15 protein-coding genes are annotated in these 17429 nt (G+C 66.3%); 5 read left to right on the top strand and 10 right to left on the bottom strand.

The genetic code is table 11. The features are described from left to right. Genes mrdA through PcP3B5_RS04285 form a run of 5 tightly spaced genes read right to left on the bottom strand, consistent with a single transcriptional unit; the run spans position 1 to position 4669 of the window. Entirely contained in the window at positions 1–1887 is a 1887-nt protein-coding gene (mrdA, locus tag PcP3B5_RS04305; protein WP_009617294.1) for a penicillin-binding protein 2, read from the bottom strand. A gap of 15 nt (positions 1888–1902) precedes the next feature. Next, positions 1903–2370 (bottom strand): 23S rRNA (pseudouridine(1915)-N(3))-methyltransferase RlmH, encoded by a 468-nt coding sequence (gene rlmH / locus PcP3B5_RS04300; RefSeq protein ID WP_009617293.1) that lies wholly within the window; start codon positions 2368–2370, stop codon positions 1903–1905. 6 nt (positions 2371–2376) lie between these two features. Further along, the gene (rsfS, locus tag PcP3B5_RS04295) at positions 2377–2730 is read right to left on the bottom strand and encodes a ribosome silencing factor (protein WP_009617292.1); all 354 of its coding nucleotides are present in this window, start codon (positions 2728–2730) and stop codon (positions 2377–2379) included. Between the two features lie 11 nt (positions 2731–2741). Beyond that, positions 2742–3404 carry a nicotinate-nucleotide adenylyltransferase gene (gene nadD / locus PcP3B5_RS04290; RefSeq protein ID WP_043313759.1) on the bottom strand — a complete coding sequence of 221 codons (663 nt, stop codon included), beginning with the start codon at positions 3402–3404 and terminating at the stop codon, positions 2742–2744. Next, on the bottom strand, positions 3404–4669 hold the full coding sequence (locus tag PcP3B5_RS04285) for a glutamate-5-semialdehyde dehydrogenase (RefSeq protein WP_061560638.1): 1266 nt from the start codon (positions 4667–4669) through the stop codon (positions 3404–3406). Before PcP3B5_RS04285 ends, nadD begins: the two co-directional genes overlap by 1 nt. Before the next feature lie 318 nt (positions 4670–4987). Between PcP3B5_RS04285 and PcP3B5_RS04280 the strand changes: the two genes are divergently transcribed. Next, entirely contained in the window at positions 4988–6214 is a 1227-nt protein-coding gene (locus tag PcP3B5_RS04280; protein WP_061560637.1) for an alpha/beta fold hydrolase, read from the top strand. Positions 6215–7051: 837 nt separating this feature from the next. On the opposite strand, the gene PcP3B5_RS30505 is transcribed toward PcP3B5_RS04280, so the two are convergent. From PcP3B5_RS30505 to PcP3B5_RS04265, 4 genes are all read right to left on the bottom strand, one after another. After that, positions 7052–7432 carry a DUF4279 domain-containing protein gene (locus PcP3B5_RS30505; protein ID WP_082033734.1) on the bottom strand — a complete coding sequence of 127 codons (381 nt, stop codon included), beginning with the start codon at positions 7430–7432 and terminating at the stop codon, positions 7052–7054. A gap of 7 nt (positions 7433–7439) precedes the next feature. Beyond that, positions 7440–10067, bottom strand: coding sequence for an RHS repeat-associated core domain-containing protein (locus tag PcP3B5_RS04275; protein WP_082816250.1), 2628 nt, complete (start codon positions 10065–10067; stop codon positions 7440–7442). Between the two features lie 15 nt (positions 10068–10082). Further along, positions 10083–11573 carry a DUF6531 domain-containing protein gene (locus PcP3B5_RS30500; RefSeq protein ID WP_082816249.1) on the bottom strand — a complete coding sequence of 497 codons (1491 nt, stop codon included), beginning with the start codon at positions 11571–11573 and terminating at the stop codon, positions 10083–10085. 385 nt (positions 11574–11958) lie between these two features. Further along, the gene (locus PcP3B5_RS04265) at positions 11959–12813 is read right to left on the bottom strand and encodes a class I SAM-dependent methyltransferase (protein WP_061560636.1); all 855 of its coding nucleotides are present in this window, start codon (positions 12811–12813) and stop codon (positions 11959–11961) included. A gap of 63 nt (positions 12814–12876) precedes the next feature. On the opposite strand from PcP3B5_RS04265, the gene PcP3B5_RS04260 reads away from it, so the two are divergent. Together PcP3B5_RS04260 and PcP3B5_RS04255 are read left to right on the top strand one after the other, a co-directional pair. Further along, a complete protein-coding gene (locus PcP3B5_RS04260; RefSeq protein WP_061560635.1) occupies positions 12877–13596 on the top strand; it encodes a DNA-3-methyladenine glycosylase in 720 nt (239 codons plus the stop codon). Further along, complete coding sequence (locus PcP3B5_RS04255; protein ID WP_061560634.1) at positions 13593–14906, top strand: bifunctional DedA family/phosphatase PAP2 family protein; 1314 nt, start codon at positions 13593–13595, stop codon at positions 14904–14906. The genes PcP3B5_RS04260 and PcP3B5_RS04255 overlap by 4 nt, the downstream gene beginning before the upstream one ends. A 3-nt stretch (positions 14907–14909) precedes the next feature. On the opposite strand, the gene PcP3B5_RS04250 is transcribed toward PcP3B5_RS04255, so the two are convergent. Continuing rightward, the gene (locus PcP3B5_RS04250; RefSeq protein ID WP_061560633.1) at positions 14910–15812 is read right to left on the bottom strand and encodes a LysR family transcriptional regulator; all 903 of its coding nucleotides are present in this window, start codon (positions 15810–15812) and stop codon (positions 14910–14912) included. A 103-nt stretch (positions 15813–15915) separates the two neighbouring features. On the opposite strand from PcP3B5_RS04250, the gene PcP3B5_RS04245 reads away from it, so the two are divergent. Beyond that, complete coding sequence (locus tag PcP3B5_RS04245; protein WP_061560632.1) at positions 15916–16209, top strand: putative quinol monooxygenase; 294 nt, start codon at positions 15916–15918, stop codon at positions 16207–16209. A gap of 9 nt (positions 16210–16218) precedes the next feature. After that, complete coding sequence (locus PcP3B5_RS04240; RefSeq protein ID WP_061560631.1) at positions 16219–17232, top strand: zinc-binding alcohol dehydrogenase family protein; 1014 nt, start codon at positions 16219–16221, stop codon at positions 17230–17232. Positions 17233–17429: the final 197 nt, after the last annotated feature.

Below are 17429 nucleotides of genomic sequence, written 5' to 3'. Positions count from 1 at the left end.
TCATGGCTTCGGCGCCTCCGCCACCTGTGGCGCGAATTCGGGCTTGAGCTTGCCGCTCTCGTCCAGCAGCCAGGCATCCATCACCTGCTTGAGCACGGGGGCGGCGACGCCGGAGCCGGACTCGCCGTTCTCCACCATCACCGACACCGCGATCTGCGGGTTGTCCGCCGGGGCGAAGCCGATGAACAGCGCGTGGTCGCGGTTGCGCTCGTTGAGCTTGGAACGGTCGTAGCGCTCGTTCTGCTTGATCGCCACCACCTGCGCGGTACCGGACTTGCCGGCGATGCGGTAGACCGAGGCGGCGCCGACCTTGTGCGCGGTGCCGCGGGCATTGTGCACCACTTGCTGCATGTCGGAGTCGATCAGTTCCCAGTTGCCCGGCTCGCGCAGCTCGATGTCGGGCATCGGCTCGGGGTCGACCGGCGGCTGGCCGTCGACGGTCCTGGCCAGGTGCGGGCGGATCCACTTGCCGTGGTTGGCGATCAGCGCGGTCATCTGCGCCAGCTGCAGCGGCGTGGACTGCATGTAGCCCTGGCCGATGCCGAGGATCAGCGTCTCGCCGGGGAACCAGACCTGGCGGCGGGTGGCGCGCTTCCACTCGCGCGAGGGCATCAGCCCCGGCGACTCGCCGTACATGTCCAGGGACACGCGCTGGCCGAAGCCGAAGCGGCTCATGTAGTCGTGCAGCCTGTCGATGCCGAGCTTGTGGGCGAGGTCGTAGAAGTAGGTGTCGTTGGAACGCATGATCGCCGTCTCCAGGTTCACCCAGCCCTCGCCGGAACGGTTCCAGTTGCGGTACTTGTGATCGTAGTTGGGCAGTTGGTAGTAGCCGGGGTCGAAGACCCGCGAGCTGGGCGTGACCACCCCGGCGTCGAGGCCGGCCAGGGCCACCGCCGGCTTCACCGTCGAGCCCGGCGGGTACAGGCCGCGCAGCACGCGGTTGTACAGCGGGCGGTCGATGGAATCGCGCAGCGCCGAGTAGTCCTTGAAGCTGATGCCGGTGACGAACAGGTTGGGGTCGTAGCTGGGCTGGCTGACCATCGCCAGCACCTCGCCGGTGGCCGGCTGGATCGCCACGATGGCGCCGCGGCGCCCGCCCAGGGCCTCCTCGGCCTTGGCCTGCAGCTTGCTGTCGATGCTCAGGACGATGTCCTTGCCCGGCACCGGGTCGGTGCGTTTGAGCACGCGCAGCACGCGGCCGCGGGCGTTGGTCTCGACCTCCTCGTAGCCCACGGTGCCGTGCAGCTCGGCCTCGTAGAACTTCTCCACGCCGGTCTTGCCGATGTGGTGGGTGCCGGAATAGTTGACCGGGTCGAGCACCTTCAGTTCGGCCTCGTTGATCCGCCCGACGTAGCCCACCGAATGGGCGAAGTGCTCGCCCAGCGGATAGTGGCGGACGAACTGCGCGGTGACGTCGATGCCCGGCAGACGGTACTGGTTCACGGCGATGCGGGCGATCTGCTCCTCGGACAGCTCGAACATGATCGGCACCGGCTCGAACGGCCGCCGGCCCTGCTTCATGCGCTTCTCGAAGATCGCCTTGTCCTCCTCGGTCAGGCCGAGGATCTCCACCAGCGCCTGCAGCTCCTGCTGCAGGTTCTCGGTGCGCTCGCGGGTGACCGTGAGGCTGAAGCTGGGGCGGTTGTCGGCGATCAGCACGCCGTTGCGGTCGTAGATCAGGCCGCGGTTCGGCGGGATCGGCTGGACGTGGACGCGGTTGTTCTCCGACAGCGTCGAGTGGTACTCGTACTGGGTGACCTGCAGGTGGTACATGCGCGCCACCAGCACCAGGGCCAGGAGGAAGATCGCCACCGCGCCGACGACGACCCGGCGACGCACCAGGCGGGCGTCCTTCTCGTGGTCCTTGAGTTGTATCGGCTGCGGCATCGGGTACGGCTACGACTACTTGTGGTAGGGGTGCCCGGACAGCACCGTCCAGGCGCGGTAGATCTGCTCGCCCACCAGGATGCGCACCAGCGGGTGCGGCAACGTCAGCGGCGACAGCGACCAGCGCTGTTCGCTGCGCGCGCAGACCTCCGGCGCCAGCCCTTCCGGGCCGCCGACCATGAGGTTGACGGTGCGCGCGTCCAGGCGCCAGCGGTCCAGCTCGGCGGCCAGTTGCGGGGTACTCCAGGGCTTGCCTTCGACTTCCAGGGTCACCACCCGTTCACCGGGCTGCACCTTGGCCAGCATGGCTTCGCCTTCCTGGCGGATCAGCCGCGCCACGTCGGCGTTCTTGCCGCGCGTGTTCAGCGGAATCTCCACCAGTTCCAGGGACAACTCCGAGGGCAGGCGCTTGACGTACTCCTGCCAGCCCTCCTCGACCCAGCGCGGCATGCGCGAGCCGACCGCGATCAGACGCAGGCGCAAGGACGCTTACTCGCCGCTGTGGTGGGCGCGGCTCTGTTCGGCGCCGAGCCAGAGGCGCTCCAGGTCGTAGAACTGGCGGGTGGCCGGCTGCATGACGTGGACCACGACGTTGCCCAGGTCGATCAGCACCCACTCGCCGCCTTCCTGGCCTTCGCTGCCGATGGGCTTGACGCCCTGTTCCTTGACCTTCTCCAGGACGTTGTCGGCCAGCGACTTGACCTGGCGGCTGGAGGAGCCGGAGGCGATGACCATGACGTCGGTGATGCTGGTCTTGTCGCGCACGTCGAGGACGGTGATGTCCTGCGCTTTCATGTCTTCCAGAGCGGCGACGGCCAGCTCGACCAGTTGTTCGGTTTGCATTGAATGACTCTCTAGTTTGCCAGGGACGCGCGGTACAGCCCGTGCGCCTCGATGTAGTTCAATACCGCGTCCGGCACCAGGAAGCGCGGCGAGCGCCCCTGCGCCAGCAGGGCGCGGATCTGGGTGGCCGACACCGCCAGGGGCGTCTGCCAGATGAAAGTGACCTGCCCGGCCGGCCCGGCGAGGGCGTTGGGGTCGGCCATGCTACGCGCCGCCAGCAGATCGCGCAGGGCTTCCGGCGCTTCCACGTCGGCATCCGGGCGTTGCAGCACCAGCATGTGGCAGTGCTGCAGCAGCTCGTCCCAGCGGTGCCAGGTGGGCAGGCCGCAGAAAGCGTCCCAGCCGACCATCAGGAACAGCTGCGCCTCGCTCCCCAGCTCCGCGCGCAGCGATTCCAGGGTGTCGATGGTGTAGGACGGCTTGTCGCGGGCCAGCTCGCGGGCATCCACCGTCAGGGGCGCGACGCCGGCCACCGCCAGCTCGACCATGGCCAGGCGCTGCTGCGCCGAGACCTGCGGCGTCTCGCGGTGCGGCGGGCGCGCCGCCGGCAGCAGGCGCAGCTCGTCCAGGCCCAGCAGCTCGGCGGTTTCCAGCGCACTGCGCAGGTGCCCGATGTGCACCGGATCGAAGGTGCCGCCGAAGAGGCCGATCCGCCGCGCTTGCCGTTTACTCATCAGGTGCGCACGTGCCCGTCGCCGAAGACCACGTACTTCTCGCTGGTCAGGCCTTCCAGGCCGACCGGGCCGCGGGCGTGCAGCTTGTCGGTGGAAATGCCGATCTCCGCGCCCAGGCCATACTCGAAGCCGTCGGCGAAGCGCGTCGAGGCGTTGACCATGACCGAAGCCGAGTCCACCTCGGCGAGGAAGCGCCGGGCGTTGCTGAAGTTCTCGCTGACGATGGCGTCGGTGTGCTGCGAGCCGTAGGTGTTGATGTGCTCGATGGCGCTGTCCAGGTCGTCGACGATGCGGATCGACAGGATCGGCGCGTTGTACTCGGTGCGCCAGTCTTCCTCGGTCGCCTCCAGCACCTCGCTGCCCAGCAGCGCGCGGGTGGCGGCGTCGCCGCGCAGCTCCACGCCCTTGTCGCGGTAGATGGCGGCCAGCGGCGGCAGCACGCGCGCGGCGATGGCCTTGTGCACCAGCAGGGTTTCCATGGTGTTGCACGGCGCGTAGCGCTGGGTCTTGGCGTTGTCGGCGATGCGGATGGCCTTGTCGAGGTCGGCCGACTCGTCGATGAACACGTGGCAGATGCCGTCCAGGTGCTTGATCACCGGCACCTTGGCCTCGCGGCTGATGCGCTCGATCAGGCCCTTGCCGCCGCGCGGGACTATCACGTCGACGTACTCGGGCATGCTGATCAGCGCGCCCACGGCGGCGCGGTCGGTGGTCTCGACCACCTGCACGGCGCTCGCCGGCAGGCCGGCCGCGGCCAGGCCCTGCTGGATGCAGCGGGCGATGGCCTGGTTGGAATGGATGGCCTCGGAGCCGCCGCGCAGGATGGTGGCGTTGCCCGATTTCAGGCACAGGCTGGCGGCGTCGATGGTCACGTTCGGCCGCGACTCGTAGATGATCCCGACCACGCCCAGGGGCACGCGCATCTTGCCGATCTGGATGCCCGAGGGCACGAAGCGCATGTCGCGGATCTCGCCGATGGGGTCCGGCAGCTTGGCCACCTGGCGCAGGCCCTCGATCATGTCGTCGATGCGCGCCGGGGTCAGCGCCAGGCGGTCGAGCATGGCTGGCTCCAGGCCATTGGCCCGGCCGGCGGCCAGGTCCTGCTCGTTGGCGTGGGCGAGCTGCTCGCGGGCAGCGTCCAGGGCATCGGCGGCGGCCAGCAGGGCGGCGTTCTTCTGCGCGGTGCAGGCCCGCGCGAGCACGCGCGAGGCTTCACGGGCGGCGCGGCCCAGGCGGCTCATATAGTCGAGGACGGACTCGGTCATGGTTCGTACGCGTCTGCGTGAGGGAAATGCGCGATTATAGCGACCCCGCCTGCGCCCGCCCAGCCACAGCAGCCAGCCGGTAGACAGGGCGTCCCGCCGGCGCGCCGGTAACGCCGCCCGGGCGCCGCGGGCCGCGCACCGGCCGCGGAACGGTGACACCCGCAACAGCGCGTTGCGATTTCCCCCGCCCGAAGGTTGGGTAAACAAAAGGCCGGCCTCTGTCTACCTTGGAGCCACCCCGCCGCGCAATGCCAGCCGTTCGCCATCCGGCACGCCAGGGAAGAACAACAAGAGGCGGAACACCGCCGGAGATTCGCCATGCGCTACCGCACCGACTACAGCGCCCAGACCCTCACCGCCGCCCCGGCGGTGCTCGAACTGGACGGCTGGCAACTCCACTACCAGGCCTTCGCCCACCGCGCGGACGACCCGCGCCCGCCGGTGCTGCTGCTCGGCGGCGCCTTCCAGAGCTTCCGCTCCTTCGCCGGCGAAGTCAGCGAACTGCTCGCCGAGCACCCGGTGATCCTCCTCGACCTGCCCAGCCAGGGCGGCAACCTGCAACTGGCGCCGCAGCTGAGCCTGGAGGACCTGGCCGACCTGATCGCCGCCTTCGCCGAGGCGCTGCGCCTGCCACCGCTGATGCCCATCGGCCTGTCCTACGGCTCGGCCCTGGCCGCCCTCTTCGCCGCCCGCCACCCCGGGCGCTGCGCGCGCCTGCTGCTGGCCGGCATCACCGCCTTCGGCCGCCCCGGCGCCCGCGCCCTGCTGGAAGAAGCCCTGGCGCGCCTGGACCTGGGCCAGCACGAAGCCTTCGCCAACGGCGTGCTGACCGGCCTGGTCAACCCGCTGCGCCTGGCCGATACCGGCGTCTCCCCGGTGTTCCGCAAGGCCCTGCTGCGCCAGTTGCAGCGCCTGACACCGGCGGAAGTCGAACGCTACCGGCAGAACAGCCGGCGCCTGCTGGCCTTCGGCGGCTTCGAGCGCCACCCGCAATGCCCGACCCTGGTGCTGGCCGGCGAATACGACCACTTCACCCAGCCCTGGGAACACGCCGAATTCGCCCTCGCCTGCGCCGACGCCCAGTTCGCCCTGATCCACGACGCCGACCACCTGGCCCAGTTCGAACGCCGCGGCGCCTGCGCCCGGCTGTACACGCCCTTCCTCGACGGCCAGCCACTGCCGCGCAACGCCGCCGGCAGCACGCGCTTCCAGCGCCAGCAACTGCCACACCTGGAGCGCCGCTTCGAACCGCGCCTGGCGCCACCGCAACCCCGCGCCCTGCTGCGCCACGCCGACGGCGGGCAATGGCGCGCCGAACTGGTGGAAATCGGCTACTTCGGCGGCCTGGCCCACGCCGACCTGCCGCCGGAACTGCCGCAACGCGGCTGGCGCCTGGCCGTCCCCGGCGTGGAAGAACTGGACATCCTGCCGCTGCGCCGCACCACGGACGGCGTCGCCTTCATCTTCCCCCACGGCGATCCTCGCGCCAGCGCCAGCCTGGCGGAGCTGGTGGTGCCGCTGCAGCAAGGGGCCTGCGCGGCCTGATACCGGATGGCGCAAGATCACAAACGGTCGTGCGTCCCTACGTATTCGCTTAAATACAAGACAGGGCGCGCCCCTCATAGCGTGGCCTGGAAAAAACTCCCATGTAGCATCCGAGATGCTCGTATTGTCTTGCCATTTGGGCCACGGTGGCTTTCTACCCGCACCGTTTCTGCACAGACCTCAGCGCTAAATCGATCGTCCATTATCCATCACATGGATAGCCCACACACTCGATGCTCAAGTTCATGCTCACCAAAAGACGCATTAATTCCAAACCATATTTCATAGGAAACACGATCGACTCACTCAAATCATAGAAAACCCCAACTCTCAAACACCCTCCAGCCCAATTAACACCTAAAAACGGCACAAGTCGATCACAGACATTCCTATTAAAAACCTCAAAATCCGACAATAGAAAATCACCCAAAAATATAGAAACCTCACAGCCTGAGAGCTTTAAACTCTCACCCACCATAGAGACCAATAACTCCAGGTCAACCTCCTCCCTCAGCAAAAACTTTAACTCCAAGTCATAGATCGTAGCCATATTTACTTTATAAATCTCTTAAATTAACAAGCAGAGCGCCTTGTTCAGCGCTTTACAGCACCAGAAAATTTTTACACAAAAAAACCGCACAGAAACGTCAAAATGAGCACCACTTCCGTCGAAATAAACTAAATTTCAAATACATAAAAGACATCAGCTAATCCTTAGTTAGGCTTCCACCCTCTATTCCCACATCAAAATTTGAACCACCTCCAGAAATCATGAAATGGACTATTAGCAATCGAAGTCTATAGACCACAGCCTTCTGCACCGCGCAATAGGCGTTATCATTGAAGATGATCGATATCTATTTCGGCCTTTATAAACCCAGCAAACTCGGACATAGCAGGAGGTATGGTGAGCGGCGGAATTCTGTCCCCATCAGAAACTATGATGGTTATTTTTGCCTTACCTGTCCTTGCTATATTCCTGATCTTTTCCTTGGCCTTGAGCAAGGCCGCTTCCAGGCTTTTCCAGTGATCAACAAGATCACTAGATTTAGATCTTGACCTGACAGACCAAACGTTCTGTCGCGGCAATCCGCGGGTGGGATTTCGTTCACCTTGCAGCAGAGCCGTATCCGGGACTATTTCAATGATCCTAGAAATATCCTTCGGAGATACTGTAGTCCCTAGAAGCTGAAAATCAATTTGCAGAGAGCTATCCATTACAAACTCACCAACCCTGTGTGTTCATATTCAGATATTGGGGAATTCCTGTACCCTGCCGGGGGCCGGCGTACATATTCCCATGCTTGTCCACAAAAATGTCGTACTTAGAGTCTAGCTGCAAATCTCTTTTCATGTCATGAGCATCCTTATAGCCATTATTCTTACATGCCTGATCAAGTTCTTTTTTAGACATCCGCGTAGCATCTTTAGCGTCCTGTTCGCTTGGGAGACTATTATCTTTTGTGCAAGCTTGGATGTCGTTATATGGCAGTTTAAGAATGGTTTTGCATTTTACAGCAAGCCCGAAATAATCAGCGTAGATGAGCGGATTGGCAAACACATAGCCATAGGTGTTCAAACCACCCTCAAGCCCAATCGGATCACTCTCCACATACCGTCCGATCTGCGGGTCGTAATCCCTGAAGTAGTTGTAGTGCAGGCCGCTCTCGGCGTCGTAGTACTGCCCAGGGAAGCGCAGGTTCACCACGGTGTTGTCCGGGCTGCTGGGCTGGCCGTTGCCGAAGGCGTCGGACTGCCATTGCCAGGCCAGGCGCTGGTCGTCGTCGCTGGCCAGCCGCGGGGTGTCGAGGTGGTCGCTGTGCAGGTAGAGCACGCGGGGGTTGCCCGGATGGCCCTGGTCGTCGTAGGCCGTGCTCAGGGTGGCCAGGGGCAGGCGGTTGAGCCACAGGTAGTACTGTTCGCGGCGGGACTGGCCATTCCGATCGTAGGCGGCTTCGCCGAGCAGTTGGCCGTCGGGGCCGTAGAGGTAGGTGGTGAAGCCTTGCGCGGTCAGCTTGGCGATGCGCTGGCCGTGGGCGTTGTAGCGGTACTGGGCGACTTCCTGGCCGTCGATCCGCACGTTCGCCAGGCGGCCCTGGGCGTCATAGCCGAGCAGGCGGCTGGCGCGGTCCTGGAGCAGGTTGCCGGCGGCATCGCTGGTCACCGTGTGGCCACTGAGGGCGGTGAGGCGGTTGCTGTCGCTGGCGTAGCGGTAGCTGTCCTGCAGGGATTCGCCGTCGGCCAGGCGCGTGGCGCTCTTCTCGGTGCGGTTGCCCACGGCGTCATAGCCGTAGCGGCGCTCGGCCTGGCTGCTGCGTTCCGTGGTCAGGCGGTCCAGGGGGTCGTACTGGTAGTCCAGCGTGCCCCAGAGGCTGTGGGCCAGTTGGGTGATGTTGCCGTTGGCGTCGTGCCGGTAGTCGCTCTGCCAGGGGCCGATGCGCTGGCGGATCAGTTGGTAGTCCTGGTCGTACTCGCGGGCCAGGCTGATGCCGTTGGCCCAGCTCAGGCGTTGCAGGGGGCCGAAGGGCAGATAGGCGATATCGCTGGCCAGGACGAGAGGCGCCTGGCTGCCTACGCCCAGGGTGACGCTGCTCACCTGGCCGCCGGCATTGCGCGGGTAGCCAAGGGTGTAGCCGGACGGATAGCCGATGCCAACCAGGCGGTCGGCGGCGTCGTACTGGAAGCTCAGGGACTCTTCCAATACCTGGCCGTTGACGCTCAGGCTGCGCGTCTGCTGCACCAGGTTGCCGCGCGCGTCATAGCGATAGGCGAGACGGCCGCTGCCATCCTCGATGGCCGTCAGGCGGCCGATGCCGTGGTTGCCGTCGGCACTGCCGTCGTACTGGTAGCGCACGTCGAAGGCCGGGGTGGCCGGGTAGCGGCGTTCGCTCAGGCGGTTCAGGGCGTCGTAGCTGAACTCCACCACCACGCCACGGGCATCGGTCTGGCGGATGACGTTGCCGGCGGCGTCGTACTCGAAGTGGGTGGCGCCGCTGTCGGGGCTGATGCGCTGGATGAGGTTGCCCAGGCCGTCATACACATAACGCGTCGTGACGCCGCGGGGATCGCTGACCTGGGTGAGGTTGTCCTGGGCGTCGTAGGTCAGCTGGGTGACGCCATCGAGGGCGTCGGTATGGCTGACCAGGCGATCGAGGGCGTCGAACGCCTGGGTGCTGGCGTACTGGCGCGGGTTGGTCCGGCCGGTGGGGTTGTCGTTGAGATCGTACCGGTAGTGGTGGGTCTGGCCGGCGGCGCCGACCGAGCGCAGCAGCCGGCCGAGTTCGTCGTACACCCACTGCTGCTGGCGCACCAGGCTGCCGCTGGCGTCCTTCAGCCGCTGCGCCGTGCGGTTGCCCTGGGCGTCGACGTCGTATTCCAGGCGCTCGCCGAGATTGTTGGCGATGGCCACCAGGCGCCGCGCGTCGTCATAGGTGTAGGCCAGCCAGCTGCCGTCGCCGCGGGTCAGGCGGGTGATCTGCCCGACCGCGTCGTATTCGAAGCGGGTGGTGCTGCCGGCGCTGCCGATGGAGGCCAGACGCGCGTCGATGCCGCTGTAGGTCAGGGTGCTGACCACGCCGTTGGCGTCGGTGAGGGTGCCGGGGTTGCCGCGCTCGTCGTGGTCGGCCAGGCGAGTGACGTGGCCCAGGGCGTTGGTCACGGCGGTGAGGTTGCCCTTGGCGTCGTAGCTGTAGCGGGTGACGTCCTGCACGTCGGTGCGCGGGCCGTCGGCGCTTTCGATCAGGCCCAGGTCGTTGTAGCTGTAGGTCCAGCTGCGCTCGGCAGCTTGGATGCCCAGGCTCAAGGTGCAGGCCAGGGCGAGAGCCCCAAGCCGGAAGCTGTATGGCTTACGCATGATCGACATCCTTGTTCAGTGAGTGGAAAAGGTCTGGCTGATCTGCCGCCCTTGTTCGTCGTACTGGTAGCGGATGGTTCGTCCGGGCTCCTCCACCTGGCTAGGCAGGTAGAAGCGGGGATGCCACTGCGTGAGGATGGTGCGTTCCTGGGGCGTGCCCAGCGCTTCGCGGCGGGAGGTCTCCAGCCCGCGCTCGTTGTATTCGTAGGTGGTGACGTTGCCGTTGTTGTCCGTACGACGCGTCAACAACCCGCGCTCGTCGTAGGCGAAGGTGGAGTTGCTGGCAGGGCAGTTCGGCGAAGGCTCGCCCTCGACGGCCACCAGCTTGCGAATCCCGTGGATCACCTGAAAACGGTAGGTGGCCTTCTTGCCGTATTCGTTGGTGACCGTGGTCGAACCGTCCTGGTTGTACGCCAGAACGATTTTCTCGGCGCCATTGGCGTGCTCGCTGGAAATGGCACGCCCCTGGCCGTCGTATGTCCAGGTTGCGTAGCGGACTCCGTTTTCGTCGACGATGCCGGTCAGGAAGCGGGGATACAGCTTGTTCTCATGGAGGTAGCGGCGTTCCCCGGTACTGCCCTGGCCGGATCGCTTGACGCTGACCAGGCGCCTGGTCGAGTCATAGGCATAATCCACTGTCGAATCCGCTGCCACGAAGGACAATGGCTGATACTTCTCGTCCTGGGTGAACCTGAAGCTTTTGCCATGATCATCCGTGACCGTTATCTCGGCGGCCGAATAATCCAGCGCCACGCCTCTCCCCGATGCGTCCCGCCAGGACAACAGGCGCCCCTGCCCGTCGAACGCGCCCTGCTCCTGGTCAGCCGAGGCGAACAGCCATTTTCCCGCCTCATGCTTCAAGCTGCCCAACTCATCGGCCGGAGGTGTGGCCACGTTACCGGCCAGTGCAAATTCGACTTCTCTTCCGTCCGCATGGACAAGGCGAATGCTGGTCTTTCCCACGACCAGGCGCGTCGAGAAGTTATGCCGCCAGTATCCGTCGAAGCTGTTGTACGCTCTGGCGAACTCCATGAGCGGCGAAGACTTGTCGAGATAGTCGACCTCCCGCTGGTACTTGTTCCCGACGGCCAGGTTGATCGGATTACCGATGCAGGTTTCCGGAGGTGGCTCCCCCTTGTTCTTCGCCTGGGTCACCTCGGGATCGTAGGTCACGGTCATGGTATCCGATGCGGAACAACTACCCGCGCTACCGCTGACGAATAGAAAATTCTGCCCAGGCCTCAGCCTGACCGGCACACCGCGACTCTCGAGAAAGGAAACCGCAGCGGTAAATGAGCCGGAATAGTTGAAAAAGGGGACGCCATTGAGCGTGGCAGTCACCGTTCCTTGATCGCCTTCCTGGGCATTCGCACCGCCCTGGCCATAGACGGTAATACCCGGACTGCGAACCGTTGCGCCATCCCCTGGAGAGGTGAAACTCAACGAACAGGCCTGGGCCGTGAACGGCGCCATGACCGCGACTGCAAGCAGAGTGAACCTGTGCATACGCCTACCTCCATGTGCTGAATTGACCGACCACACAGTGGTAAATCCATCGGCCCAAGGAGCGATGTCAGACGCATGTAAAGAAGTATTTCAAGACGAAAAATCAGGCCACGCGGAACAGACAATGCCCATTAGAAGAAAAACAGAAGAAAATGATTGAATTGATCTTTCACCAAGAAAGGCAAGCAAGGTGAGAGAAATAATTAATTACATACACCAACAGCAAAAAATTTCCGCATGCACAAAAGATAAATAAAGAACAGAACACAACCCTATACATGAGTCGCAAATATCAAAGGGAACAGCGAACTTAATTTGTAGGAAATCCCTTCAAATCATATCCATGCCCAGGATAGCGACAGTTCCTCTCCTGTTTCGTCCAAATTCAAATGCGGGCTTCGATGACGCGCACCAGGCTCGGCATCCGCCCGCGCGGCAGGCACAGTTCGGCGCCATGCACCTGTGGATCGAGCACTTCCACGCCGGCGAAGCCGCAGCCGCGGAAGGCCGCGGCTATTTCCGCCTCGCTGCGGTAGTGCAGCGGGTAGCCGCCGCGGGTGAGCCGGCCGATCAGGCCGACGCCCCAGCGGATCTGCCGGTAGCGCGGGTGTTCGCGCAGGTCGGGGTAGAGTTCGGTGAGGTAGGTGGCCGCCGGGAAGTCGCCCAGGACCGCCGCCAGGCGCGTCCAGAAGCCCTCGATCAGCGGGCGCTGGAAGTAGTTCACCAGGCCCTCGGTGATCACCACCACCGGGCGCTGGCGGTCGAGCTGGGCGAAGAGCGCGGCCAGGGTATGCGGGCCTTGTTCGGCGAGGATGTCCACGGGGTGCACCCGGTGCCTTTCGTCCAGCCAGCCCTGCCCTTGCAGCAGGGCCGACTTGCGCGCGGCCATGGGCGGCAGGTCCGCCTCCAGGTAGTCCAGTTGTGGGTAACGCTGGCGGAAGCGCCTGCCGCGCGGCGACAGGCCGCAGGCGATCTCCACCACCTGGGTGACGCCGCGCTGCTCGATGGCCTGGCGCAGGCGCGCGTCTATCAGCAGGTGGCGCTGCAGCAGGAAGTCCTCGATGTTCAGCCCGAAGCCCAGGCGCGCGCCCCAGGCGATCGGCGCCACGCAGCCGTGCACCCAGCGCCCGAAGGCGGTGGCGAAGGCCGGCTCGGCGAGCTTGTGGCGGAACCAGACATAGCCGGTGTAGTGCGCACTGGGGGTGATGTGCGCGCTGTCGGCGCGGATGCGTTCAGCCATGATTCAGTCTCTTGTTGTTATCATCCGCCAGCCTAAGAGCGCCCTGGTACCCACGACAATCCCATGCCTGCCGATCCCATCCTTGGTTTGCCCTGGCCCGAAGCGCGGCCGCTGCCCCATTCCTTCTTCGACCGCGACGCCCTGCTGGTGGCGCGCCAACTGCTGGGCAAGGTGATCCGTCACCGCGTCGGCGAGCTCTGGCTGTCCACGCGGATCATCGAGACCGAAGCCTATTACCTGGCCGAGAAAGGCAGCCACGCCTCGCTCGGCTACACCGAGAAGCGCAAGGCGCTGTTCCTCGACGGCGGGCACATCTACATGTACTACGCGCGCGGCGGCGACTCGCTGAACTTCAGCGCAGGCGGCGCCGGCAATGCCGTGCTGATCAAGTCCGGCCACCCCTGGATGGACCGCGTCAGCGGCGACGAGGCCCTGGCCCGCATGCGCCAGCTCAACCCCGCCGCCGATGGCAGCGAGCGCCCGCTGGGCAAGCTCTGCGCCGGCCAGACCCTGCTGTGCAAGGCCATGGGCCTCAAGGTGCCGGACTGGGACGCCAGGCAGTTCGACGTGCAGCGGCTGTTCGTCGACGACATCGGCGACACCCCGGCCCAGGTCATCCAGACCACCCGCCTGGGCATCCCCCACGGCCGCGACGAGCACCTGATGTACCGCTTCGTCGACGCCGCCTTCGCGCCCTTCTGCACGCGAAACCCATTGCGCCGCGGCCAGGTCGAAGGCCGCGACTATTACCTGCTGGACAGCTCGGAAGCGCACCGCACATGAGCCTGGACCTGTTCAACCAATGGATCGCCGGCCACCCGCAGTGGCTGGGGCTGGTGGTCTTCCTCATCGCCTTCCTCGAATGCGCGGCGGTGGTCGGCCTGGTGCTGCCCGGCGTGGTGATGCTCTTCGCCGTGGCCGTGCTGGCCGGCGGCGGCGCCCTGGGCCTGGGGCAGACGCTGCTGCTGGCCTTCGCCGGCGGCCTGCTGGGCGACCTCTGCTCGTACTTCCTCGGCCGCCGCTTCCACCAGGACATCCGCCGCCTGCCGCTGCTGCGCCACCATCCGGAATGGCTGGCCGGCGCAGAAGGCTTCGTCGCCCGCTACGGCGTCACCAGCCTGCTGGTGGGCCGCTTCATCGGCGCCCTGCGGCCGTTCCTGCCGCTGGTGGCGGGCATGCTCGACATGCCCTTCGGGCGCTTCCTGGCGGTCTCCATCCTGGCCGCCGCCGGCTGGTCGGTGGCCTACCTGCTACCCGGCTGGACCACCGGCGCGGCCCTGCGCCTGCCACTGCCGGAAGGCTTCTGGCCGGAAATGGCGGTGGTCGCCGGCGGCCTGGCCGTGCTCGGCGGCGCCTTGATCCATGCCTGCCTGAAGCGGCGCCACGGCACCGCACTGATCGCCGCCGGGCTGAGCGCCGCCCTGCTGCTGGGCATCCTGATCGGCTGGCCGCACCTGGACGCCCTCGACCACGGCCTGATGACGCTGATCCAGCAGGAACGCAGCCCGCTGCTGAACCAGATCATGGTGGCGGTGACGCGCCTGGGCGACTTCCGCACCCAGGTGATCGTCGGCATCGTCGTCAGCGGCCTGCTGCTGGGCCTGGGCAAATGGCGCCATGCGCTGTTCGCCGGCGGCACCCTGCTGGCCACGGCACTGCTCAACACCACCCTCAAGCACTTCTTCGGCCGCGCCCGCCCCGAGGTGATCGCCGACCCGCTGAGCGCCTTCAGCATGCCCAGCGGGCACAGCTCGGCGTCCTTCGCCTGCTTCCTGGTGCTCGGCGTGCTGGCCAGCCGCGAGGGCTCGCCGCGGGTGCGCCTGACCTGGCTGCTGCTGGCCATGCTGCCGGCGGCCTGGATCGCCGGCTCGCGCCTGTACCTGGGCGCGCACTGGCCCAGCGACGTGATCGCCGGCGCCCTGCTCGCCGCCGCCGTCTGCGCCGCCGCGCTCTGGGCCAGCCAGTTGCGCCAGTCACTGCCGGCCCTGCCCAAGCGCATCTGGTGGTGCCTGGTGCCGGCCCTGCTGCTGGTGTTCTCGGTCTCGGTCGGCTGGAACCTCAGCCACGCCGTGGCGCGCTACACCCCGCTCTGAGGCTCAGCGCCAGGGCGCGCCGCGCAGATGCTCGGCGCAGCGCTGCTGGACGAACTCGCGCAGCAAGGTCACCGGCGGGCTCAGCTGCGCGCGGTGGGTGCAGAACAGGTTCAGCGGCGCCGCCTCGCCCCGCTGGTCGGCCAGGGCCACCTCCAGGCGCCCGGCGCGCACGTCGGCGGCCACGTCCAGCCAGGACTTGTAGACCAGCCCGCGCCCGGCCACCGCCCAGCGCCGCACCACGTCGGCGTCGTCGCTGACGCGGTCGCCGCCCACCTCGACCGTCTCGTCGCCGAAGCGCCAGCGTTCGTGCACACGGCCGCCGAGCATGTACAGCAGGCAGTTGTGCCGGGCCAGGTCCTGCGGCCGCTGCGGCCGGCCATGCAGGGCGAAATAGGCCGGCGCGCCGCACAGCACGCGGCGGTTGTCCGCCGCCAGGGGCAGCGCCACCAGGCTGGAGTCCGGCGGCTGGCCGAGGCGGATGGCCACGTCCACCGGCTGGCGGTAGAGGTCGGCCTGGCGGTCGCTGAGCAGCAGGCGCAAAACCAGCCGCGGGTGCTGCGCCTGGAACTCGTCGAGCCAGGGCAACAGCACGTTGCGCCCCAGGTCCGAGGGCGCCGAGACCTGCAACGGCCCGGCGATCTCGCTACGCCCGCCGGCCAGCAGTTGGCGGCCCTCCTCCAGGCTCTGCAGCGAGGCCCGCGCATGGGCCAGGAACTGCTCGCCCTCGGCGGTCAGCCGCAGGCTGCGGGTGGAGCGGGCGAACAGGCGCGCCTGCAGGGCGCCCTCCAGGCGCTTGAGCGCGGCGCTGGCCACCGCCGGCGACACCTCCAGTTCGCGGGCCGCGGCGGAGAGGCTGCCGCGCTCGGCGGTGCGGACGAACAGCTGGAGGTCGTCGAAACGCAGCATTTTCAATTTTCCTTTGAAAGAGACTTTCTTCCTACGCGGTTTTTCTTCACAACGAAAGAGCGGAGGATGCGCCCATCCCCCACTGCCGCAAGGAAGAGTCCCGATGAGCAGCCCCATTACCCTGATCGCCATCATCCGCGCCAAGCCCGGCCGCGCCGACACCCTGCAGGCCCGCCTGGCCGAGCTGCGCGTGCCCTCGCGGGCCGAGCCCGGCTGCATCCAGTACGACCTGCACCGCGACCGCAAGGACGCCGACCTGATCTACATGATCGAGCAATGGCGCGACGAGGCGGCCCTCGCCGAGCACGAGGCCAGCGAGCACTTCCAGGCCTTCGTCGCCGCCAGCCGGGACGATCTGGACGAACTCGACATCCGCCTGATGAACCGCATCGACTGAGGAGCCGCCATGAAAGCCATCGGTTACACCCACAGCCGCCCGATCGACGCCGACGACGCCCTGCTCGACATCCAGCTGCCGGAGCCGACGCCCGGCCCGCGCGACCTGCTGGTGGAGGTCCGCGCCATTTCCGTCAACCCGGTGGACACCAAGGTGCGCCAGCGCACGGAGCCTGCGGCCGGCGAATACAAGGTGCTGGGTTGGGACGCCGCCGGCGTGGTCCGCGCGGTGGGCAGCGAGGTCAGCCTGTTCCGTCCCGGCGACGAGGTGTTCTACGCCGGCGACCTGACGCGCCCGGGCAGCAACGCCGAACTGCAACTGGTGGACGAGCGCATCGTCGGCGCCAAGCCAGCCAGCCTCGACTTCGCCCAGGCCGCGGCCCTGCCGCTGACCAGCATCACCGCCTGGGAACTGCTGTTCGAACGCCTGCAGATCGCCGAGGGCCCGGGCAGCGCCGGGCAGAGCCTGCTGATCGTCGGCGCCGCCGGCGGCGTGGGCTCCATCCTCGTCCAACTGGCCCGGCACCTGACCGGCGTGACCGTGATCGGCACGGCCTCGCGGGCGGAAACCCAGGAATGGGTCCGCGACCTCGGCGCCCACCACGTCATCGACCACGGCAAGCCGCTGAGCGAGGAACTGCAGCGCATCGGCATCGGCCAGGTGAGCCACGTGGCCAGCCTGACGCACACCGACGGGCACCTGCAGCAGATAGTCGCCAGCCTGCGCCCGCAGGGCCGCCTGGGCCTGATCGACGACCCGGCGAACCTGAACGTGAGCCTGCTCAAGCAGAAGAGCCTGTCGCTGCACTGGGAGTTCATGTACACCCGCTCGATGTTCCAGACCGACGACATGATCGAGCAGCACCGCCTGCTGCAGCGCGTGTCCAGCCTGGTCGACCAGGGCGTGCTGCGCACCACCCTGGGCGAGCACTTCGGCCGCATCGACGCCGCCAACCTGCGCCGCGCCCACGCGCTGCTGGAAAGCGGCAAGGCCAAGGGCAAGATCGTGCTGGAAGGGTTCTGAACGGCGGGAGGCACGGTACGCCGCCCCCCACACCATCCCCATGTAGGAGCGCGCCCTGCGCGCGAATCGCGGGCAGGGCCCGCTCCTACAGTTCGCCGTGAGGCACGGCATTCCTCTCCCGTAGGAGCGGACCTTGTCCGCGATAGCCGGAGGTTTCGGCGCGATTCGCGGATAAGATCCGCTCCTACGCTGCCCCA

It is taken from the genome of Pseudomonas citronellolis, assembly GCF_001586155.1.
In the GTDB taxonomy this organism is placed as follows: domain Bacteria; phylum Pseudomonadota; class Gammaproteobacteria; order Pseudomonadales; family Pseudomonadaceae; genus Pseudomonas; species Pseudomonas citronellolis.
This window is presented reverse-complemented; position numbering and strand designations above follow the sequence as displayed.